At 37.2% G+C, this 19,777-nt stretch carries 23 protein-coding genes; 1 reads left to right on the top strand and 22 read right to left on the bottom strand.

Annotated elements, in window-relative coordinates:
• Window positions 1–12 precede the first annotated feature (12 nt).
• From AC1UFB_RS03190 to AC1UFB_RS03290, 21 genes are all read right to left on the bottom strand, one after another.
• On the bottom strand, window positions 13–1,203 hold the full coding sequence (locus tag AC1UFB_RS03190; RefSeq protein ID WP_482588498.1) for a glycosyltransferase: 1,191 nt from the start codon (window positions 1,201–1,203) through the stop codon (window positions 13–15).
• A 48-nt stretch (window positions 1,204–1,251) separates the two neighbouring features.
• Window positions 1,252–2,433 (bottom strand): glycosyltransferase, encoded by a 1,182-nt coding sequence (locus tag AC1UFB_RS03195; protein ID WP_328101196.1) that lies wholly within the window; start codon window positions 2,431–2,433, stop codon window positions 1,252–1,254.
• Window positions 2,434–2,437: 4 nt separating this feature from the next.
• Entirely contained in the window at window positions 2,438–3,184 is a 747-nt protein-coding gene (locus tag AC1UFB_RS03200; RefSeq protein ID WP_076513175.1) for a glycosyltransferase family 32 protein, read from the bottom strand.
• 19 nt (window positions 3,185–3,203) lie between these two features.
• Window positions 3,204–3,560, bottom strand: coding sequence for a helix-turn-helix domain-containing protein (locus AC1UFB_RS03205; protein ID WP_309599122.1), 357 nt, complete (start codon window positions 3,558–3,560; stop codon window positions 3,204–3,206).
• Window positions 3,561–3,582: 22 nt separating this feature from the next.
• Entirely contained in the window at window positions 3,583–4,740 is a 1,158-nt protein-coding gene (locus tag AC1UFB_RS03210; RefSeq protein WP_062686473.1) for an aminotransferase class I/II-fold pyridoxal phosphate-dependent enzyme, read from the bottom strand.
• A gap of 9 nt (window positions 4,741–4,749) precedes the next feature.
• A complete protein-coding gene (locus AC1UFB_RS03215; RefSeq protein ID WP_328101197.1) occupies window positions 4,750–5,394 on the bottom strand; it encodes an acetyltransferase in 645 nt (214 codons plus the stop codon).
• A gap of 1 nt (window position 5,395) precedes the next feature.
• Window positions 5,396–5,995 carry a sugar transferase gene (locus AC1UFB_RS03220; protein ID WP_328101198.1) on the bottom strand — a complete coding sequence of 200 codons (600 nt, stop codon included), beginning with the start codon at window positions 5,993–5,995 and terminating at the stop codon, window positions 5,396–5,398.
• Window positions 5,996–6,003: 8 nt separating this feature from the next.
• Entirely contained in the window at window positions 6,004–6,189 is a 186-nt protein-coding gene (locus AC1UFB_RS03225) for a hypothetical protein (protein ID WP_062686476.1), read from the bottom strand.
• Window positions 6,190–6,199: 10 nt separating this feature from the next.
• On the bottom strand, window positions 6,200–7,243 hold the full coding sequence (galE, locus tag AC1UFB_RS03230; RefSeq protein WP_328101199.1) for a UDP-glucose 4-epimerase GalE: 1,044 nt from the start codon (window positions 7,241–7,243) through the stop codon (window positions 6,200–6,202).
• Window positions 7,244–7,278: 35 nt separating this feature from the next.
• Window positions 7,279–8,355, bottom strand: coding sequence for an EpsG family protein (locus AC1UFB_RS03235; RefSeq protein WP_062686478.1), 1,077 nt, complete (start codon window positions 8,353–8,355; stop codon window positions 7,279–7,281).
• Between the two features lie 30 nt (window positions 8,356–8,385).
• Window positions 8,386–9,276, bottom strand: a complete 891-nt coding sequence (locus tag AC1UFB_RS03240; RefSeq protein WP_062686479.1) for a glycosyltransferase family 2 protein — start codon at window positions 9,274–9,276, stop codon at window positions 8,386–8,388.
• The gene (locus AC1UFB_RS03245; RefSeq protein WP_328101200.1) at window positions 9,242–10,390 is read right to left on the bottom strand and encodes a glycosyltransferase family 1 protein; all 1,149 of its coding nucleotides are present in this window, start codon (window positions 10,388–10,390) and stop codon (window positions 9,242–9,244) included. Before AC1UFB_RS03245 ends, AC1UFB_RS03240 begins: the two co-directional genes overlap by 35 nt.
• Window positions 10,375–11,505: a glycosyltransferase family 4 protein gene (locus AC1UFB_RS03250; protein ID WP_328101201.1), complete on the bottom strand. Its 1,131-nt coding sequence runs from the start codon at window positions 11,503–11,505 to the stop codon at window positions 10,375–10,377. The genes AC1UFB_RS03245 and AC1UFB_RS03250 overlap by 16 nt, the downstream gene beginning before the upstream one ends.
• Before the next feature lie 30 nt (window positions 11,506–11,535).
• Window positions 11,536–13,356 (bottom strand): polysaccharide biosynthesis protein, encoded by a 1,821-nt coding sequence (locus AC1UFB_RS03255; RefSeq protein WP_328101202.1) that lies wholly within the window; start codon window positions 13,354–13,356, stop codon window positions 11,536–11,538.
• Between the two features lie 232 nt (window positions 13,357–13,588).
• Complete coding sequence (locus tag AC1UFB_RS03260) at window positions 13,589–14,242, bottom strand: CpsD/CapB family tyrosine-protein kinase (protein WP_064484033.1); 654 nt, start codon at window positions 14,240–14,242, stop codon at window positions 13,589–13,591.
• On the bottom strand, window positions 14,232–14,966 hold the full coding sequence (locus tag AC1UFB_RS03265; RefSeq protein WP_328101203.1) for a YveK family protein: 735 nt from the start codon (window positions 14,964–14,966) through the stop codon (window positions 14,232–14,234). The genes AC1UFB_RS03260 and AC1UFB_RS03265 overlap by 11 nt, the downstream gene beginning before the upstream one ends.
• A 92-nt stretch (window positions 14,967–15,058) precedes the next feature.
• Window positions 15,059–15,211, bottom strand: a complete 153-nt coding sequence (locus AC1UFB_RS03270) for a hypothetical protein (protein ID WP_328101204.1) — start codon at window positions 15,209–15,211, stop codon at window positions 15,059–15,061.
• Window positions 15,212–15,429: 218 nt separating this feature from the next.
• Window positions 15,430–15,543, bottom strand: coding sequence for a paeninodin family lasso peptide (locus tag AC1UFB_RS03275; protein ID WP_119543706.1), 114 nt, complete (start codon window positions 15,541–15,543; stop codon window positions 15,430–15,432).
• Between the two features lie 190 nt (window positions 15,544–15,733).
• Window positions 15,734–16,063, bottom strand: coding sequence for a helix-turn-helix domain-containing protein (locus AC1UFB_RS03280; protein WP_062954471.1), 330 nt, complete (start codon window positions 16,061–16,063; stop codon window positions 15,734–15,736).
• A gap of 117 nt (window positions 16,064–16,180) precedes the next feature.
• Entirely contained in the window at window positions 16,181–16,366 is a 186-nt protein-coding gene (locus AC1UFB_RS03285) for a hypothetical protein (protein ID WP_328101205.1), read from the bottom strand.
• A gap of 144 nt (window positions 16,367–16,510) precedes the next feature.
• Entirely contained in the window at window positions 16,511–17,344 is an 834-nt protein-coding gene (locus AC1UFB_RS03290) for a hypothetical protein (protein WP_328101206.1), read from the bottom strand.
• Window positions 17,345–17,493: 149 nt separating this feature from the next.
• Between AC1UFB_RS03290 and AC1UFB_RS03295 the strand changes: the two genes are divergently transcribed.
• Window positions 17,494–18,402: a VanW family protein gene (locus AC1UFB_RS03295; RefSeq protein WP_076513166.1), complete on the top strand. Its 909-nt coding sequence runs from the start codon at window positions 17,494–17,496 to the stop codon at window positions 18,400–18,402.
• Between the two features lie 188 nt (window positions 18,403–18,590).
• On the opposite strand, the gene AC1UFB_RS03300 is transcribed toward AC1UFB_RS03295, so the two are convergent.
• Window positions 18,591–19,724 carry an NAD(P)/FAD-dependent oxidoreductase gene (locus AC1UFB_RS03300; RefSeq protein ID WP_328101207.1) on the bottom strand — a complete coding sequence of 378 codons (1,134 nt, stop codon included), beginning with the start codon at window positions 19,722–19,724 and terminating at the stop codon, window positions 18,591–18,593.
• Window positions 19,725–19,777 lie beyond the last annotated feature (53 nt).

Below are 19,777 nucleotides of genomic sequence, written 5' to 3' on the forward strand. Positions count from 1 at the left end.
CATCTTCCACCTTTAATTTGCGGCCTCAAGTAAGGAATACACCTTGAAGATTTCAGCTTCTGTCCCTACTTGTTCATGGCTCAGCTTTTCACAGACAGACTTTTTTAATTCACTATCACAAATCATTTCTTGAATACCTTTAGCCAAACTGACAGCGTTCATTTTTACAATTAATCCATTCTCTCGATCTCTAAGCTGATTATAGACAATCGGAAAATTAGTAGCGACAATCGGCTTTTTCAATAGCCTCGCTTCCGCCATAGCTAAACCATAGCCTTCTAATTTAGAAGGTTGCACGTAGATATCCGCCTGATGTAAAAAAGGATAGGGATTTTGATATGTGCCTAAAAAAACAAATACACCTTCTAAGTGGTAGGCGGCTACTTTTTGCTTTAGGTTCTGTTCTAGTGAGCCTTCACCAATTGCGTACCACTTTATATTGAAGCCTTGCTTTTTTAATCTATAGCACGCTTCAATGGCAAGATCATAGCCCTTTTGCTCAACAAGTCGCCCTATTGTCAATATTCTTATGCCATCGAACAAATCAGTAAACCCTCCTTTTTTTATTGCCATCTCATAAATGAGCGCAGGAGAGATAATATCATAAATGACTTCCACTTTTTTTGCTATGCTTGGTAGCTCAGTCGTCAACACTTCTTTACATGAATCCGAAACAGCAATAATATGGTGAAATTGATTATAGTAATACACATCAAATTTTTTATGATGACGAATTAATTTGTAGTCAGTATTTACCCAGGCAAGTTTTTTAGCTGCCTGTACTTTCTCTGCTACAAAATAAGTTGGCATTCCTTGACTATATGCAATCGCTACGTCATATCTTTGTTCTAGCGGTTCCATTCCTCTATTCGCCCATGTCCATAAAATTTGAGAGGAGTGCATTGTTTTCTTTTTTAAAGGGTTACGCAAAGCAAGCGATGCGAACGTTCTAAAATAGAGTGATTTAAACTCTTTTTCTTTTACTAAATCTACTCGCTTTTTAGCTTGCTTTTTCATATACGTAGGCTGCGGTAAAATAGTAACTTCCTTTGGAAGCATATTTAAATAGAGCCCCTCAATTGAAAATAATAGTAAATCTACTTTATATTTTTGATAATTAAAACAAGCTAATAGTGAGATTAGGCTTTTTTCGGCCCCTCCACTATTTAAAGAGTCTATTGCAATTAGGATCCGTTTTTTCATTTAGTTTGCCTCACTTTTCACACGTCTTCTATTTAAGAATACGGCAACCTAGTTCATTAACTCATAAAGCTTCTCTAATTCTTTCTCATTGTGATAGTTTATACTTTTACACTTAGAAGTTAGCTGACTCCTCAAACCCGAGTTATGTAGCATTTCTTCAATTCCACTTGCTATTCCTTCTATAGAAGCTTCACATATAACGCCGTCTTCATAGCTCTTCACCTGACTCACAGCCGTTGGGTAGTTCGTAATAAGCACCGGCTTTGCAAGGATTTGCGCCTCACATATCGTTACTGCTTTCCCTTCGTACCTGGAAGGCTGCACGTATAGATCGGCTGCTTTTATATACGGATATGGATTCATTTTTTTTCCTACCAGTAGGAAATCATTCTCTAAATTATTTTCTTGGATTAACGATTGAAGCATCTCCTCATCCCCACCATATCCAACCACGTACCAGGCGATATTACTATGCCCTTTTGCTTTCAAGTATTTGAATGCTTGCACAGCTCGATCAATCCCTTTAGCATGAGAAAGCCTAGCTACCGTGACAATTTTAAATCGATTATCTTTCGCCATTCGAGATTCTAAAGGCTCATTAGCTTGATTTTCAATGAGCTTAGGGGAGCGAATGTTTTCAACCACTGTTGTTTTATCAGCTAAAGAAGGATACTTTCTTAAGAATGCTTGTTTACACTCTTCTGACACCGCTACGATGTGGTTAAACTGTTTCCACACTTTAAGGTCGAGTACCTTATCCGTTTCGATCGTAGAAAAATCAGTATGTATCCACGCAATTTTAATTTTAGCCTGTACTTTTTCTGCTACAAAATCATGTGGCCATAGATAGCTAATTGCTACATCATACTCTTGCTTCAGAGTAGGTAAGAAAGGCAGAGCATACCTCCACATATACTGCATTTGCTTATAGCCATTTTCAGCACTTTTACAGTAAGCTACTCGATACTTAGCTAAAAGTCGAGCTAGCACAATGGGGAACTGCTTATCTTTTATATTTTGAACAATTGATTTACGAAACGTTTTATATGCTTTTAATTCTGGTAACAGTTTAGCTTTTGATGGTAAGTCCGCAAATAAATCTCCTGTATGACTATGAAGATGAAGATCTACTTCATATGCTTCATAATCAAAATGACCGAGCATACTTAATAAGCTACGCTCCACACCTCCTACTTCCATGTCAAACGAAGAGATTAACATTTTCTTCATGGCTTCACGATCCCTTCGTTATAATGCTACGAATATATGCTAAGTTGTTACCACCAATAAGCTTGACAACTGCTTGCTTTGCCATTCCTTTCGCTTTTTGCCGTGGGGAAAGCCAGCTTTTATAAAAATGGTGGACCGCGTACGTTTCTTCCGTTTGAAGTAGACGACAGTTTATATAATCGTACGGTGAAAAATAACTTTGCGGATAAATAACTGCCATTTCTTCAATATACTGTTGCTCTCCTGTTCTTTTCATTCCCATTTTTTCAAACATTTTTGTCATAACAGCGACGTTTGTCAGCTGGTTGTAGGATCCATCTTTTTGAATAAAGCTTTGCCCATCATAATAATCAAGCATGTTCTTTATAATAGGATGTTCTTTCATAGCACCAAATGTACTTGTCGCGACAAAACTTTTTTCTTCAAAGCCAAAGAAAGACTGATTGATTAACAAATTATCAAAAGATTTAAACACTTCTACATCTGTGTCTAAATAAATTCCGCCCATGTTATACAACGCTTGCATTCGAACATAATCACTGACAAATGCATACTGCTCTTGTTTATACGCTTCTTTCACGTATTGGTTAGACTCTAACGATGTATTTGATTCATTCCACTCAATGATTTCGTAATCTTTCAAACAATCTCGCCAGCTTTGAATACACTTTTGAACTAATGGAGGCTTTTCTTTATTACCAAACCAGCAGTAATGAATAATCTTAGGGATTGTCTCTTTGGATTTAGCCACCTCTCATAACTCCTTCCTACTATTCTACCAACGTATTTTTCGTTTCCTGCTGCCATTTAATAAACGCAAAAACCCTTTTATACTCTTCTAACTGTTCTTTTTTCACACCTATCTTCTTTAGTTCATCAATAAAATCTAGCCATTCTTGTTCCGGGAGAGAGTCATGTTGAGGTTGTAATTCTAATAACCAATTAAATTCGACGCCCAATACTGCTGCAATCTTCTCAACAACTTGTATAGATGGGTTTTGGTTTACATTTCGTTCAATATTGCTTAAATATGACTTTGAGACATTTGATCTTTCTGCAAGCTCTGACAAAGTTAAGCCTCTTGATTTACGAATCCTATATATATTATCTCCTATCATTATATACATACCTCATACTTTCTCTTATTGACTACACGATTGAATGACTGCTGGTCATCATACTAGTTTGCAATAGCTTAATAACAGCTGTTTGTTCGCCTACGGAGAGGTTGGAACCAGATGGTAAACACACTCCTGTATAAAAAAGCGTTTCAGCAATATGCTCGACTTCAGAATGGCTATAGTAAAGGCAGCCTTTAAATAGTGACTGTAAGTGCAAAGGTTTCCATACAGGTCTTGCTTCAATTTTGTTTTTCTTTAAGACATTTATAATTTCTTTAGGCTTTATGTTTAGCTTGTCACAATCAATTGTAAGGGCTGTCAGCCATCGATTGGTGATAGTCTCTCGTAGCTCAGGCATGAACGCAACGCCGTTAATATGAGATAAACGTTTATAATAGCGCTGAAATACTGCTCTCCTAGCTTCAATTCGTTTCTGTAAAACATTTAATTGAGCCAAACCAATTCCAGCCAATATGTTGCTCATCCGGTAATTGTATCCCATCGTGCTATGCTCATAGTGAATCGCTGGATCCCTTGCTTGTGTTGCTAAAAACTTCGCTTTGTTCAATGCTTCTTCATTATTTGAAACAAGCATTCCACCACCTGATGTCGTAATAATTTTGTTGCCGTTAAATGAATAAATACCAAAATCACCGAACGTTCCTGTATACTGGCCTCTATAAGTGGAGCCTAGAGATTCAGCAGCATCTTCAATTACAGGTACCTTATATTTCTGACAAAGTTCCATAATTTCGTTCATCCTTGCACTTTGTCCATACAAATGAACGACAATTACAGCTTTAGGTAACTGATTTATTTGAACAGCTTCTTTCAATGCTCTTTCTAGTGCACGTGGAGACATATTCCATGTATCTGGCTCTGAGTCAATAAAAACCGGTTCTGCTCCTTGATAAAGAATGGGATTAGCACTTGCCACAAATGTTAGAGTTGAGCAAAATACCCGATCTCCTTTTTTAACTTCTAGCAAAGAAAGAGCTAAATGAATGGCAGCAGTACCTGAACTTACTGCTACAGCTCCTTTAGCTCTTACGTATAAGGCTACTTCTTGCTCGAACCGGTCAATATTAGGGCCTACTGGTGCAATCCAATTCGTTTGAAATGCTTGTTGAATATACCTTTGCTCTTCTCCACTCATATGAGGAGGCGATAAATAAATTTGGTACATGGAACTTACTCACCTTCTTTCTGCTTTTATGGAGTTATTATTTTTCACTATTGCTGGCGAGCCTACTGCTATACAATAACTTGGTAAATCTGATGTAACCGTTGAGCCAGCACCAATTATTGACCATGCTCCAATTTTTTTTTGAGGGATAACGGTAGCTCCTGCTCCAATAAATGCGCCTTCACCTATTATTACTTCACCTGTAATCGTAGCTCGAGGAGCAGCATGTACATAATCTTCTAGTAAACTATCGTGTTCAATGATTGCACCTGAGTTGATAATGCAATGTTTTTTTATCACTGCACCAGCATTAACAACCGCATATGGCATAATAACGGTTCCATTACCAATCTCTGCTGTTTGACTGATAACAGCCGTTGGATGAATAACAGATAAATACTGACTGGGTGAAAGATTTAACAGCTCCATTAACTGTCTTCTTATTGAATTATCTCCAATAGCAATACTAATTTGAAATACATACGCACTCTCCAATTTTTCTATATACGATATAGGTGCATAAATCACTTCATCCTCAAAGAAATTAGTCTGATATTGATCATCTAACACCGCGATAATGATATAGCCGTTTAAGCGAATTATCTCTTGAATAACTTTACTGTGACCTCCGTTACCTATAACAACAACATTCATCCTATATCACATCTTTCGAACCCGTAAATTTATCCGTCGTGACGTGCCCTTGCTTTGAAACCCCTTCTTTTTTTACAACTTTTAAAGCCGTCAGTAGTAATATTTTCAAATCCAAGCCCATCGTTTGGTTTCGAACATACCAAGTATCTAACGCAAGCTTTTCTTCCCAAGAAAGATTGTTCCGACCGTTCACCTGTGCCCATCCTGTTATTCCTGGTCTAACTGAATGACGAGTTTCTTGTTCTTTTGTATAGAGGGTTAAGTATTCCATTAAAAGTGGTCTAGGTCCCACTAAGCTCATGTCCCCTTTTAAAACATTAACTAATTGGGGAAGTTCATCTAAGCTATATTTCCTTAAAAATAATCCCATTTTGGTTAATCTTATATGGTCAGCTAATAGTTCACCCTCTTCATCTACCGTCGAGTTCATTGTACGAAGTTTGTATACATAAAAAGGTTTCTGCTCTAAGCCAGGACGCTGTTGCCTAAAGAAAATTGGTGAACCTAAGCTAAATTTCACAATCATACAACAAATTAGTAGTATAGGAAATAGCAGAATTAATAAGATAAATGTAACAACAATATCAAGTAAACGCTTCATGTGAACACTTACTCCTTATCTTGTTTACTTTTTGACGTAGCATCTGCTGTCACATTCACGGCTAGTAAACTCTGCTTTAAATCATCGAGTACTTCCGAAAGCGTTAAGTGTGTGGCTACCTGTGCTTTTTTCTCCAATTCAGCTAAAATCCGCCGTAATGTCTGTTCATTTAGTTGCTTAATGTTAGAAGCCATTAAATTCATCCTATTCTGATAAAATTATTTTCTGCACTGATTGAGTGGTGTACCCATTTGGGTTTAATTTCTGCCAATTCCACGTATCTTTACAAATCTCATCAATACCACGAAGCGCAGACCAATTTAATTCTTTTTCCGCTTTTGTTACGTCAGCAAAGCAAATGGCCGTGTCACCACTTCGACGATTCGTTGTACGAAACGGAATATTTTTCTTTGAAGCAAGCTGGAATGCAGCCACTAGTTCCAATACACTATAGCCTTTTCCTGTTCCTAAGTTATACGTATGAATTCCTGTTTGATTCCTCACCTTTTCCATTGCTTTTATATGTCCTATAGCCAAATCTACGACATGAATATAGTCTCGAACTCCCGTACCATCAACCGTCGGATAGTCGTTTCCATAAACATCAAGGTGAGAAAGCTCACCTATTGCTACTTGTGAAAGATATGGCATTAGGTTGCTTGGAATCCCTCGAGAGTCTTCACCGATTAACCCACTCTCATGAGCACCAACAGGGTTAAAATATCTTAGTATTGCAATGCTCCATGAAGCATCTGAGCCATACAAGTCACCTAAAACTTGTTCGATGATCTCCTTCGTTTTTCCATAGGGATTAATCGCTCCTAAGGGGGTTTTTTCTGTAATGGGAACCTGCTTGTTCTTCCCATAAACAGTTGCTGACGAGCTAAATACCATCTTTTTCACCCCGTATTGCTTCATTACATTACATAGTACAAATGTTGAAGTTAAATTGTGCTGATAGTACATCAAAGGTTCCTTTACAGACTCTTCAACAGCTTTGAGACCTGCTAAATGTATAACTGCTTCGATAGGATGTTTTGCAAAGATTTGTTTAAGCTTTTGCTCATCCAGTAGGCTGATACTATATGTAGCGAAAGACTTCTCTGTTAGCTTAGAAACCCTTTTTAATGCTTCAGGATGACTATTTGAAAAATTATCAACTACAATCAGCTCATAGCCTGCATTTAATAGCTCTACGCAGAGGTGACTGCCAATATAACCAGCTCCTCCTGTGACTAAAATAGCCATCTTTTTCCTCCTCCATTCACTTTACTCTTAAACTTTTAAAACCAGTTTAAGAAGTCACTTTTATATATAATATTTAACGTCACCACGTGCTCGTAATAAAAATAAACAAAGTAAAAAGCTAAGATTCCGTAGTAAACGACTTTCTGATCTTTCTCTCGAAATAGCTTGACTAGCCAGGAAATTAAAATTAGCTGATAAAGACCAAAGTATATGGTAAAGCGAGCAAAGATCCAGTTTTGTGTTGAAACAATCATGAATACAAAGCCAAGAAGCGTCATATTGACGATATAATCACTTTCTGGAAATAATTCTCGCAGCCGCTCTCTCCCTAAATAGGCAATGACTAAAGGTATGGCATTAATCAAAACTCGTAGAAAATTTGCTCCTCCTTCATCAAAGTTTTTGTACTCTGCATACTGGGTATCTTCAATAGCTGAAAACAAGATGTTTATAAATTGGTCAAAGCCAATCACTGCAGTTACAGCTAACAAAACGAGAGCGACTGTAGATTTAGACCATGCTTTTGTCCGAACAACAAAATATAAAGGAAGTAAAATAAATGCGCTTTGATGAAAAAACGAAGCGCATATAACAACTAGAAAATATCCTTTCCATCTACCTTCAATTAGCAGTTTTGTGGCTGTGAAGATAATAGCTGCTGCTAACATTTGCCTAATACCATTCATTGATACTAAAAATAAACCTCCCGTAATGTATACATAAAGGCTTAAATCTAGCATTCTCGAATATTTATAGAGGACGGTTACAACCAAAACATTTGTTATTAAAGCTGTTGAAAAGATGAGAAGCTGTGGATCTTGTGAAAGGTTCTTTAGCTGCATTTGAAACAGCCCAAACCCGATGTCTTTTTGACTCATCACATATTGCCACGTAAAATCATTGGATGTGTAAATATCTATATAAGCCAATGTATCGCCGATATTTGATCTCAAACCTGAAATACAAACAAGCGCCATCAGCGCTCCTGTAACAAGAAGCTTATTAGGGCGAATTTCAACAGGTGAACCTGATTCCATTAAAGGTGTAGCTGCATACCGTGAAAAAAAAGACAACAAAAAGACAATAATTAGGTTTAACCATAAAAGAGCCATTTGAAAAGATCCTTTCATTTAAACCAAGTTTTAGGATATAAACATTCTCGTTTTTAACGTAATATAGCCATATAGCGTAATACCAAGTGGGACAGCTAACAGAGTTATTGTTTTAAGAGGTGTCTCCTTTAAAAACTGACCGTTCCGGCTGATGAGACTGCTTGATACATAATGAACAGCTTGGCGAAATTTAAACAGAGGGCTGGCAAAAGGAAGTTTCATCAACTCTTTTCTGTAAAATGCAAACCCCTGTGGATTCTTTAGATACTGTGATAACATATTTTGAGATGATCCATCGGGAAGATATTCTACACAGCACAAAACTTCGTTCATTAAAAGCAGCTCATAGTCTTTATCAAGCATGTGATACTTATAAGCAAGCCCGACATATTTTTCACCTTCAAACAGTGGATATGGATATCTTTTAGTTAGTTCTGTTCGATATACAAGCTTTTTATCTCCTGTAACGCCGTGCTTATGATAAAGATGAAACAGCGTTGACTGCTTTAATTCTTCAGGAAAAGCCGTTCCGATGATAGTGCCGTTACGGTTTGAATCTAACCCCATAATTCCGCTTACGCTGCTATTTCCGTATCGCTTCCAATGCTGTATAATCTTCTCTACCGCGTCTCTTGGCATGTAATCGTCTGAGTCGATACAGACATTCAGTTCTGTATCTATTAATTCATACGCCTTATTGTGTGCAGCGTGCATGCCTTTATTTTCTTGGAAACAATAGGAGATATCTACATCTCCTTCTTCTTTCCAAACAGCCACTTTTTGACGAGTATCATCCGTGGAGCCATCATCGATAATTAACCAAATAAAGTCTTTGCACGTTTGGACTTTTAAACTTTCATAACAATCGTTCAAACAATATGCCCGATTATATGTTGGCGTAAAAATGGTTATGGTTTTCATCATGGCCCTCCTTCATGCACACCCGATAAAACTGCTCAATTTTTTCAGCTTGATGCTTAATGTTATAGCCTTTTCTATCTAATAAATAAGCCACTTCTTTTCGAGGCAAAGAAGGGTCTATAAAAGATAGAACCCTTTCCCACTCCTTCGCCTTATCTAGTGATAATCGCTGAATAAGACCACATTCCATGTCAACTTCTTCACTGATGTCATCAGAGATGATACAGGGTAGACCACATGCTTGTGCTTCAATCAAGGTTAAGGGTAACCCTTCATGTACTGAAGGAAAAACAAAGCAATCAAACCCTTGCAAGATCTCATGAACATCTGAGCGAACGCCTAATAATCTAACGCTTTGTGCGAGCTCCAGTTCTTTAATTTGCTTTTCAATCTCGCTTTTTAATACTCCCTCTCCAACGAGGACCAGCACGGTATTTTGATTTTTTTGATGAACTTTATGAAATAATTCAAGTAAAAAGCGATGGTTTTTCTGATGGTTAAAGCGACCAACATGTCCCCATACAAGTGTACGTTCATTAACGCCCCACTCTGCACGAGCTTTCTGCCTTGCTTGCTGACAATAGCGGAATCGATCCACGTCAACTCCGTTGTTCAACAGAATGACTTTCCTGTCATGCTTCTGAAATAACCAGCTAGCAGCTGCTTTTGAACAAGCATATAAGTGTGTAGCAGATGGGACAATTCGAGTTCCTGCATACCATTTATAAGTGCGTGCCACTAAACCACCTTCACTTCTCGTATTATGACTATGGGCAATTCGAATTGGAATTTTAGCTTTTTTAGCTGTTTGCAGTACAAAGCCACTCATTTTATCTAAATGAGCGTGTACAATTTGATAAGTGTGATGTTGTTGAAAAAATAAGTAGAGTTGCTTTAAATACAAGCAGTGACCAACTTCAGTTACATATGGAATACGGTAGACCTTTCCACCCAGTTCTTTTATTTCTGAATCAAAAACCCCTTCTTTGCATGTTAAAAAATCAAACTGAACTTTAGAACGGTCGATGTTGCGGTACAAATTCATGAGCAACGTTTCTGCTCCACCTCTGTTCATATTAACGACAACATGAAGTACTCTTAATTTGCAATCCACCGTTTCTCTTCCTTTCTCATACATGCTTCGTAGATTGCTCTTTTTCTATCCATTACTTTCTCTAAACTGTAATGATTCATAATTGCGTTTCTCCCTTTCATGCCCATTCTATATTTTAATTCTTGGTTTGTTGCTAGCTCTTCAATATAAGAAGCAAATTCTTGCAGAGTATGAGCAATGAAGCCATTTTGTCGCTGCTGAATTAGTTCTCTATGTCCTCTATTATCTGTACCTACGATCGGTAACCCACATGCCATGGCTTCCATTACATTGACGGGTAGACCTTCTCTAAAACTTGAAGCAACAGCAACATCGCAAAGCGGCAGTAATTCATTTAAGTCCTTATGGTACCCTAAAAACTCAACGCTTTCTCTTACACCTAATTGTTCAGCTAATAACCTGCAATTTGCTTGTAAAGGTCCCTCTCCTGCAAGCAACAATTTAGCATGTGGTATTCGTATTTTTAACTCTTTCATTAAATGAATAAGGTACTGTTGATTTTTATTGTGATTAAACTCTCCGGCGTAGATTAGTAAAAAATCCTGAGAATGGTAGCCTAGTATTGTTTTATTAAGATTTTTGGACCTTGGCTTGAATTTATCAGTATTAACCCCTACACCTTTTACATGCACTGTTTTATGCGCTTTTAGTTTTGCTTTAGCCAGATGATAATCTTCACTATTAATTGTAATTAAAACATCAGTGTAAGACGAAATTGCTCGCTCAATTGGATAATATAGAAGCCAATTTAATAAAGGTGCCCCTTTATAGAAATGAAAGCCGTGCGCTGTATAAAGGACACACGCTTCATGCTTTCGAATTTGTAAAGCCGCTAAGCGCCCTAATATGCCACCCATTGGCGTGTGGCAGTGAATAACTTCATATTGATGCTTTTTCATTAGTTTCTTTAACTCTTTATATGCAAGCAGATTCTTCATATGAAAAGGTGAACGCTGAATAGATAACGCATGCTGGTGAGTGACATATGGTAAATCCATTGTTTTAGCCGCCGCAACATGGACTTCCCACCCTTGTTCTTTAAACCACTTTAAATATGGAAGGTGAAACGCATTGAAGTGAAAATCAACTGTCGCACAAAACAATATTTTAGGCATAGACGAGCGTTCCTTTCTACTACAGTAATATTAACTTGATACAGATAATGTCTTATCTACCTTCTTATTTGCTAAATAAATTAACTCGCTGCGCAGTTCATGCTTATTTAATTCATGAGATGTTGCAAGTAATCTCTCAATCTCTTGAAAATAAGGCGAAGATGTTTTGCCTACGTAAATTTTTGGATAAACCTGTTCCTCATGAACTTCTTCTTTTGTCAATAATTCTTCAAATAGTTTTTCTCCTGGACGAATTCCCGTGTATGCAATGTCAATATCATCCAAACTATAACCAGATAAGGTAATTAAATTTTTAGCTAAATCAACAATTCTCACAGGCTTTCCCATATCTAAAACAAATACTTCGCCACCTTTTGCTAATGCTCCAGCTTGAATAACAAGTCGAGACGCTTCTGGAATCGTCATAAAATAGCGAACCATTTCTGGATCTGTAACGGTCACAGGTCCTCCTGCTTCAATTTGCTTCTTAAAAAGAGGAATAACACTCCCTCTGCTTCCAAGCACGTTTCCAAAGCGGACGGCTACAAATGTTGTTGCACTCTGTTCATTCATATATTGAACAATGGATTCAGCTAGTTTTTTTGTTGCTCCCATAACGCTTGTCGGATTTACGGCTTTATCTGATGAAATCATGACAAATGTGTTCACGTGATGATCACTGGCAGCTCTTGCTACGTTTATCGTGCCAATAACATTGTTTTTTACAGCTTCCTCTGGATTATGTTCCATAAGTGGAACATGTTTATGAGCGGCGGCATGATACACGACGTCAGGAGCATAGTGTTTCATCACACGCATCATTTTTTCAGCATCTTGAATATCTGCAATTTCTGTTATAAAAAGCGTTTTCGTAGTGGAGAATTGTTCTTTTAGCTCTACGCTAATCGAATAAATACTGTTTTCTCCGTGTCCCAATAAGATTAATTGCTTAGGCGCAAACCCTGTAATTTGTCTAGCGATTTCAGAACCAATGGATCCACCAGCTCCCGTAATGAGAACCGTTTTATTTGTTACGTACTTGGCCACGCTTTGCATGTCCATATCTACAGGCTCTCTTCCCAACAAGCTCTCTATCTTCACATCTTGAAATTGATTGACTGATACTTTCCCAGTTACCAAATCTTCAAGCATTGGAAGTGTCTGAGTTTTCACTCGTGTTTTAACACAAGCTTTTGATATGCGATGTAACTGCTTTTTTGTTAAAGAAGGAATTGCAATTATGATATTGTCAATTTTTAAATCACTAACGACCCAATCAATGCTGTCCAAGCCTCCTACAACTCTTACACCTAAAATATCAAGGTGTTGCTTGCTTACGTTATCATCAATAAACGCAACAGGATAAAGCTCACTTTGTTTGTTTTTTACTAGCTGTCGCACAACCATGGTGCCGGCAGAGCCTGCGCCTACAATTAGTGTTCGTTTTTTCTTTTGCTTTTCTTTATTTAAAGAATCTAAATAAACACGCCACACAAATCGTGACCCCCCAATAAGCAAAAGATGCAAAAGCCACGTTATTAATAAAAGTCGAACATGAACGGTCTGTATAATCACTTGTTGAAACACACCGGCCAGCATAACTGAGTAAGAAACAGCTTTTAAAATGATAACGAGCTCCCCTACGCTTGCATACTCCCATGATTTATAATATAAGCCCAATTTAATAGCGAACAGATGGTGCCCAAGCAGCAATACTAGTGAACTCATCCATATTTCAGCAGTTACTATATGAAAGTCACTATTAACAAGAAATCTACTAATGAAGATTGTCATGAAAACAATACATGAATCGATGACGATAAATAGTGATAATCTCTGTCTGTGCGTCATGAATTGATCCCTTTCTTTCTGGAATTAATATAATAAAGTTCTTATGTATAAAGTTCACACTATACTTCATACATAAAAACTTTATTTAAACTAAATAGGCATCTAACCTATCCTCACACCACACTTTTGACGACTAGCGTCTAAGGTTTTGTAACCCACAGCACGGTCGAGTGTCTCCATTGATACAGGTAAGTAGACATCACCTCGTTCTTTATAAAGAACATTTGTATACTTATTTTTCATTAATAATCGTTCCTACTAGCTTTGCATGCGCTAAATCTAAAATATTTTTCGCTTCAATCAATTGCTGAGGTTTGATCTTTCCCTGCTTAAGTACAAGTACAACCCCATGACACCGGTTAGCCATTAACCTTGTTTCCGTAAAATCTAATACGGACGGTGAGTCAATAATCACTACATCGTAGCGATTAACAATAATTTGCATAAGTCGAATCATTGTGTCGCTTCCCAAAAGCTCTGCTGGATTATAAGATGGTTTACCGCTCGTTAAAATTTCAAGCTGACCGATGGCGGGCTGATATATAGCCTCTACTAAATCAGCGGTTCTTTCTAGTACATCTGTAAGCCCAACTTTATTAGACAGCTTAAAAATTGTATGGATGAACGGAGAGCGGAGATTGGCATCAATTAATAACACTCTTTGCTTTTGAGCAATAGAAGTCGCTAGATTCGCTGCAATCATTGATTTTCCAGTTCCTTGCTCTGCAGATGTAATTAACAGCAAGTAGTTCTTTTTCTCTTTCATTAAAAATTGAATATTGGTTCTAATTGTTCGAAACTGATCTGAAATTAAAGAGTTTGGATTTGAGTAAGCAATTAGACTTTGTTTTTTAAAAGCGGATGATTGACTTTTTTTACTTAGCATCAGCAGCTTCTCTCCTTACTTCCATTTCTTTCGCTCGTTTTTTATTAATAGATAAATTTTTCTTATTCATACTTGAGATTACGCCGAGAACTGGAACACCGAGAACATCTTCAATCTCACTATGCTTTCGTAGCGTTACATCTAAAGAGTCCAATAAGAATGCCAAACCCACACCAACTGCTAATCCAAACAAAAAGGTAAAAATAATTGTACGACTTTGGGATTCATTGATGGGATAAGGGTTTTCTTTTGCACCGGATAATAGCTGTACATCTTTAAATTTTAAGATGGAAGCAATTTCATTTTTAAAAACGCGAGCCGTTGTATCCGCAATACTTACTGCCCTTTGTGGAGTCGAGTCAACAACTGAGATGCTCACAACTTGAGATTCGTCAATCCTTGTAACTTGTATTTGATTCGCAATCGACTCTGGAGATTTTTGTAGCCTTAACTCTTCTTTTACTTTTTGCATCATGATAGGATCTTTAATCATGACCATTAACGTTTTCATGTATTCACTATCTGTATTAATAATAATTCGTGTTGATGTTTGATAAAGAGGGGAGCTATTTAAGCCGCTGTAGATAACGCCAATCATTGTAGTAATAGCCGTAATGATTAGAATGACCCAGACTCTTTTCTTTAACACATCATAATATTCCTTTAAATTAATTTCTTTGTCACTTTTACCTCTTTGAAAGGTTTGTATATTCTCACTCTTCATGCTAACCACCCTTATTATGCATGTTCAACAAGAATGTTGTTCTTTATAAAGAACATGTCAATATAATGTTTTTTATTTTTTATCATTTATGCTTAGTGGGTGTTCGGTTCTTTCATAATTGACAACAGGATTCCTTCTTGCATCATTTTTTCAATATGAATGATAACTGGAATTAGAGATGTTGTAGGCCCAACCAACTCAGGATTTGTTTGTTCAACCCACGAGTGATATAAAAAGCGAAGCATACGGTACAGCTTCTTTTCAACGAGGGCTATGTAGTACTTAGGCTGATAGATCTTTGCATGATGGTTAAAAATAGAAAAGAAATGACTGAAGTAACCTTGACGCTGATAGTTTAGATGTAAACAAAGTTTATCTATTTTCCAGGATCACTACATGCTGTGGTTTATAAAAAACCAGAAGATGACCTTGCGAACAACGTAACAAGGCCATCTAGCTGTTATTAGCTGTCTAGGTCATTGTTGGAAGAATCTTTTGATGGCTTGTCTTCCCAACCTTTTAATGTCATTTTGACTTCTAACACTTCAACCGTTGGCGTATTCCATTCTTTTTTCATTTTAATCCTCCTTTATATGCTTTTGTTTCATAACTGCTCATGTACCTCATAAACAAGTAAATAAGAGCAAAAAAACACATATGTTCTTTATAAAGAACATATGTGAATCTTATCACTTTAACATTTTATTGTCAATAATCTTTCGTTATTTTCTGAATTTAAACACCATCTCATTTATTTTTTAAGCAGCTTATTGATTAGTGCGCTGCCACTTTTGAAACTCTAAAAACTGCTTAAATTGTTCTTTACTAACTCCGGAATGTGCCGCTTCTTTTGCAAGCTCTACCCATTCTGCGTCTAACTGTGATTCATCTTTATCACTGGTACCATTGATAAGCGTCTCAACATTAACATTTAATACATTCGACACTTTTGTTAAAAACTGAATTGAAGGATTAAGCTGAATGCCACGCTCTACCGATGAAATATAAGATTTAGCTACCCCAGCTCGTGTAGCAAGTTCGGTTAAAGACATTCCTTTTTTTCCTCTTAACTCTCTAATACGCTGACCAATTTCCATTGTCATCACCCTTAACTGTTACTGTTAAGAGCATTATAACATATTTTCTTTTCCATTACTTATTTTCAAAATACCGATTGTGACAACTGCTACAATTCAGTTTATGTTGACCATTTTTTATTTTACAGGCGTTTTCCACCACCGATATAAATCGACGCAGCTACCCACTAACAACCTACTGAATAGACCGAGCGGTAAAACTGCCATTTCTTCGTATACAACCCCTTCAATAAAGAGCCCAGAAATACAGCCAAATAAAACTCCTACAAAGGTATAATGCCCAAATAAACCCGCTTTCACCACGATAAAAACCTCTTTCTAATTTTTAAAAATAAGTCGATAAACTCACTATTAGTATAAATTACTCATTATCGCGTGTATAGCATTTTAAACAGTGATCCTGTTATTTTATAAAAAAACTGCCTCATACAAGCAGCTTTTTGTTAGCTAGTTAAAACTTACCTCTTTAATCTTCCAAGTACCACTGGTTGAAGGTTTTTCTAATTTAAAGCTCACTGTTAAGCTTCTTTGACCTTCACCTCTCTCAACTGCAATAGTTGAAACATTTACTGCTCCCTTTACGATTAAGGGCTGTGTTTCTATCACTGATTGAATTTCTTCTTGTTTGTAATGTAATGCTTGAATCTTTTCCACTTTTGAATAGACTTTTTCTAGCTGTTTTTTACCTACCGCTGCTTTCAACAGTATATCATCTCTTTGTTTAACTCCAATTAAGAAAAGCTGAATGAGTTGTTCTGGTGTAGCTGTAGAAACAAATTTCTCAAGATTATCTCCGGCTTTTAACACCATCATTTGATGATGTGGGTCAGCATGATTTCGTTTATGAGTAGTGCTGCCTAAAAAATGAATGCAAAAATGTCCTGGAAATCCGTTATCTAGCGCCCCGGCCCCGTGTGGCATACCATTCATCGATGCAGCTATAAGCTGTCCTTTTACAGGAATCAGAACTGCTTTTCTATTCCAGCTCCAATGATTGTCATAGATGTATTTCATAACGGCTGTATCGGTTCTTGTTAACGGTTGTACATCTGCATGCTTGTTTCCCGCTCGCCGCTGCACGTTAAAGGATAAACCTGTATCCATATCAATTACCGTAAATTTCTTGCCTTTAAGAAGTAAATGTTGGGCTTCTTTCCATGGTATAATTTTACCTTTTTGTACTGCGCCATAATAAGTTAAAGGATGCTTTTTTGCTTTTGCACTTGCTTGAGTCGGCGTAATAAGACTTATAAACAATAAAATAATGAAATATTTGTTCATACATAAACCTCTTTCATGTACATTTTAGCTTTATTAATATACGACAGTTTATGTATTTTATAATTGGCACTTAGTAACTAAAAGAAACCTTTATTCGGTTACATGAAATTGTTATGCTTCCTTATACTAACATCGGGAGGGAAATGCGTATGAAACTAACTTGGATGTTAGGTCTTATGTTGGTTGCTCATCCAACTGCGGTATCAGACCATTTGTTATTAACCGATGACAATAAACCAATTACAACCATTAATCGTGCAGATATTCAAAGTGATATTCCAGGCGTTCCACTTATTGATGATGATAAATACGACATGCTATTGAAAAAAATTCAGCCTATTGTGTATAAACCACCTGTTAATGCAAAGCTTGATCGTGCGGGCAACATCATTTCTGAGCAGCCTGGATCACAGCTTAACAGCGTATTATTTAAAGAAGAGTTTTACAGAACCTTTTATAATCATTCACAACCATCCATTAAGATTCCAAAGGTGGCTATTTATCCTAAAGTGGACAGCGAACTGTTAGCATCCGTACGGTCCAAGCAAATTAGTCATTATTATACTTATTTTAATACGCATAATAAAAACCGCTCACACAACATTTCTTTAGCTACAGAAGCCATTAATAATCAAGTTATTTTTCCTGGAGAAACGTTTTCGTTTAATCGTACTGTGGGGCAACGAACAAAAGAAAAAGGCTATCTTCCTGCTAAAATTATCGTGCGTGGTGAATTTTCAGAAGGAATTGGGGGTGGCATTTGTCAAGTTTCCTCAACCTTGTTTAACGCCGTTGATCGTGCGGGATTGGAAGTAACTCAGCGATTTTCACATAGCAAAACGGTTCACTATGTTCCACCGGGAAGAGATGCCACTGTAAGCTGGTACGGTCCTGACTTCAATTTTCGAAACAACTATGACCAACCGCTCCTTATTCGCGCTTATGCAAAGGGAAGTACAGTAAGCATTATGCTATTTTCAACAAATGATCTTCGCTACGAACCAAAAAGTGTACCAAGTATTCAAAAAGAAGATCTCGTCCCATCAGCAGTTGACTAAGTAAAAAGATGTGTTCTGCATGCTATATTGAACACATCTTTTTAGTAAAGAGAGAGCTGTACGCAAATAGCAAGCCATTCTTCATCACTCCATTATCTTTTCTTATTTTTTTAGGATAAGAGATAAAAATGGAGAGTTTTTATCACTGTATTACGTCTAATCCGCTGATGTATCATCTTAATGATTATTTAGAACATATATTTATTGGCTTGAATTGCATCTTCTACAGAATAGTCTTCAAGAGGTAGCTCAATTTCTTGTCCGAGCGCAAGCTTAGCAAGCTGTGATCCTAAATAAGGTCCTACTGTTAAACCTGATGCTCCAAGTCCATTTGCTAAAAAGACGTTTGAATGTGACGGAACGGCCCCGATAATTGGTAAGAACCCTGGCGTAAACGGTCTGAATCCTACGCGAATTTCATCTATTGCTCCTTCGGCTAATCCAGGTGCTATCTCTAATGCTTTATTAAGCACTTCATAAACCCCACCAGCTGTTACCCGGTAATCAAAGCCCGTGTCGTTTTCATGTGTTGCCCCAATTACAATCTTACCTTGTTCAAAAGCGAGAATATATTGGTCATTGGGTGGCATCACAACAGGTAAAGAACCGGTGTCTTCTTCGTCAAGCTGCAAATGCATAATTTGGGCTTTTTGATACGTAACTTGTAAATCAATCCCAATCGGTTCAAATAGCTCTCTTGCCCAAGCTCCCGCCGTAACGATAACATAATCTGCTTCAATAGTAGCTGAACTTGTAAGAACTCCTCTTATTTTTTTACCTTTATATAGAAGTTTGGCTTCATCATGAATGAGTTTTGCTCCATGTTTTTTGGCCCCTGCAAGCAGAGCTTCACACAATGCTCTTCCATTAACGCGAGCAGCTCCGCTAATGTGAACAGATTGAAAGCCATTTTGTAAAAAGGGAAACTCCCGTTGAGTTTTATCTTCTAGCAAGCGACTGATATCACCAATTTCAGGCGCATCTTCACGTCGCTTGTAAGCCCGCTCTTGCATTTTATCAAGTTTATTTTCATCTGTATGAATACTGATCGCTCCAACCTTTTTATAGCCTGTATTTGTTTCTCCATCCGCTTCTAAGCTTGCAATTAAGTCTTGATAATATTTTGCACCGTACTTAGCTAAACGGTACCAAGCTTTATTACGACGCTGTGACAGCCATGGGCATACAATTCCTGCAGCTGCATCTGTTGCTTGTCCATCATGCTTTTTGTCTACAACCGTTACATCCGCTCCTGATTTGGCTAAATGATAAGCAGTTGATGCTCCTAATATTCCTGCTCCGATAACGATATATGTACTCATTTATTAACATTCCTTTATTCTCTATTAGTCATTAGTTGATGAAGATGGTGCTT

Source organism: Priestia sp. KCTC 13724, from assembly GCF_056820425.1.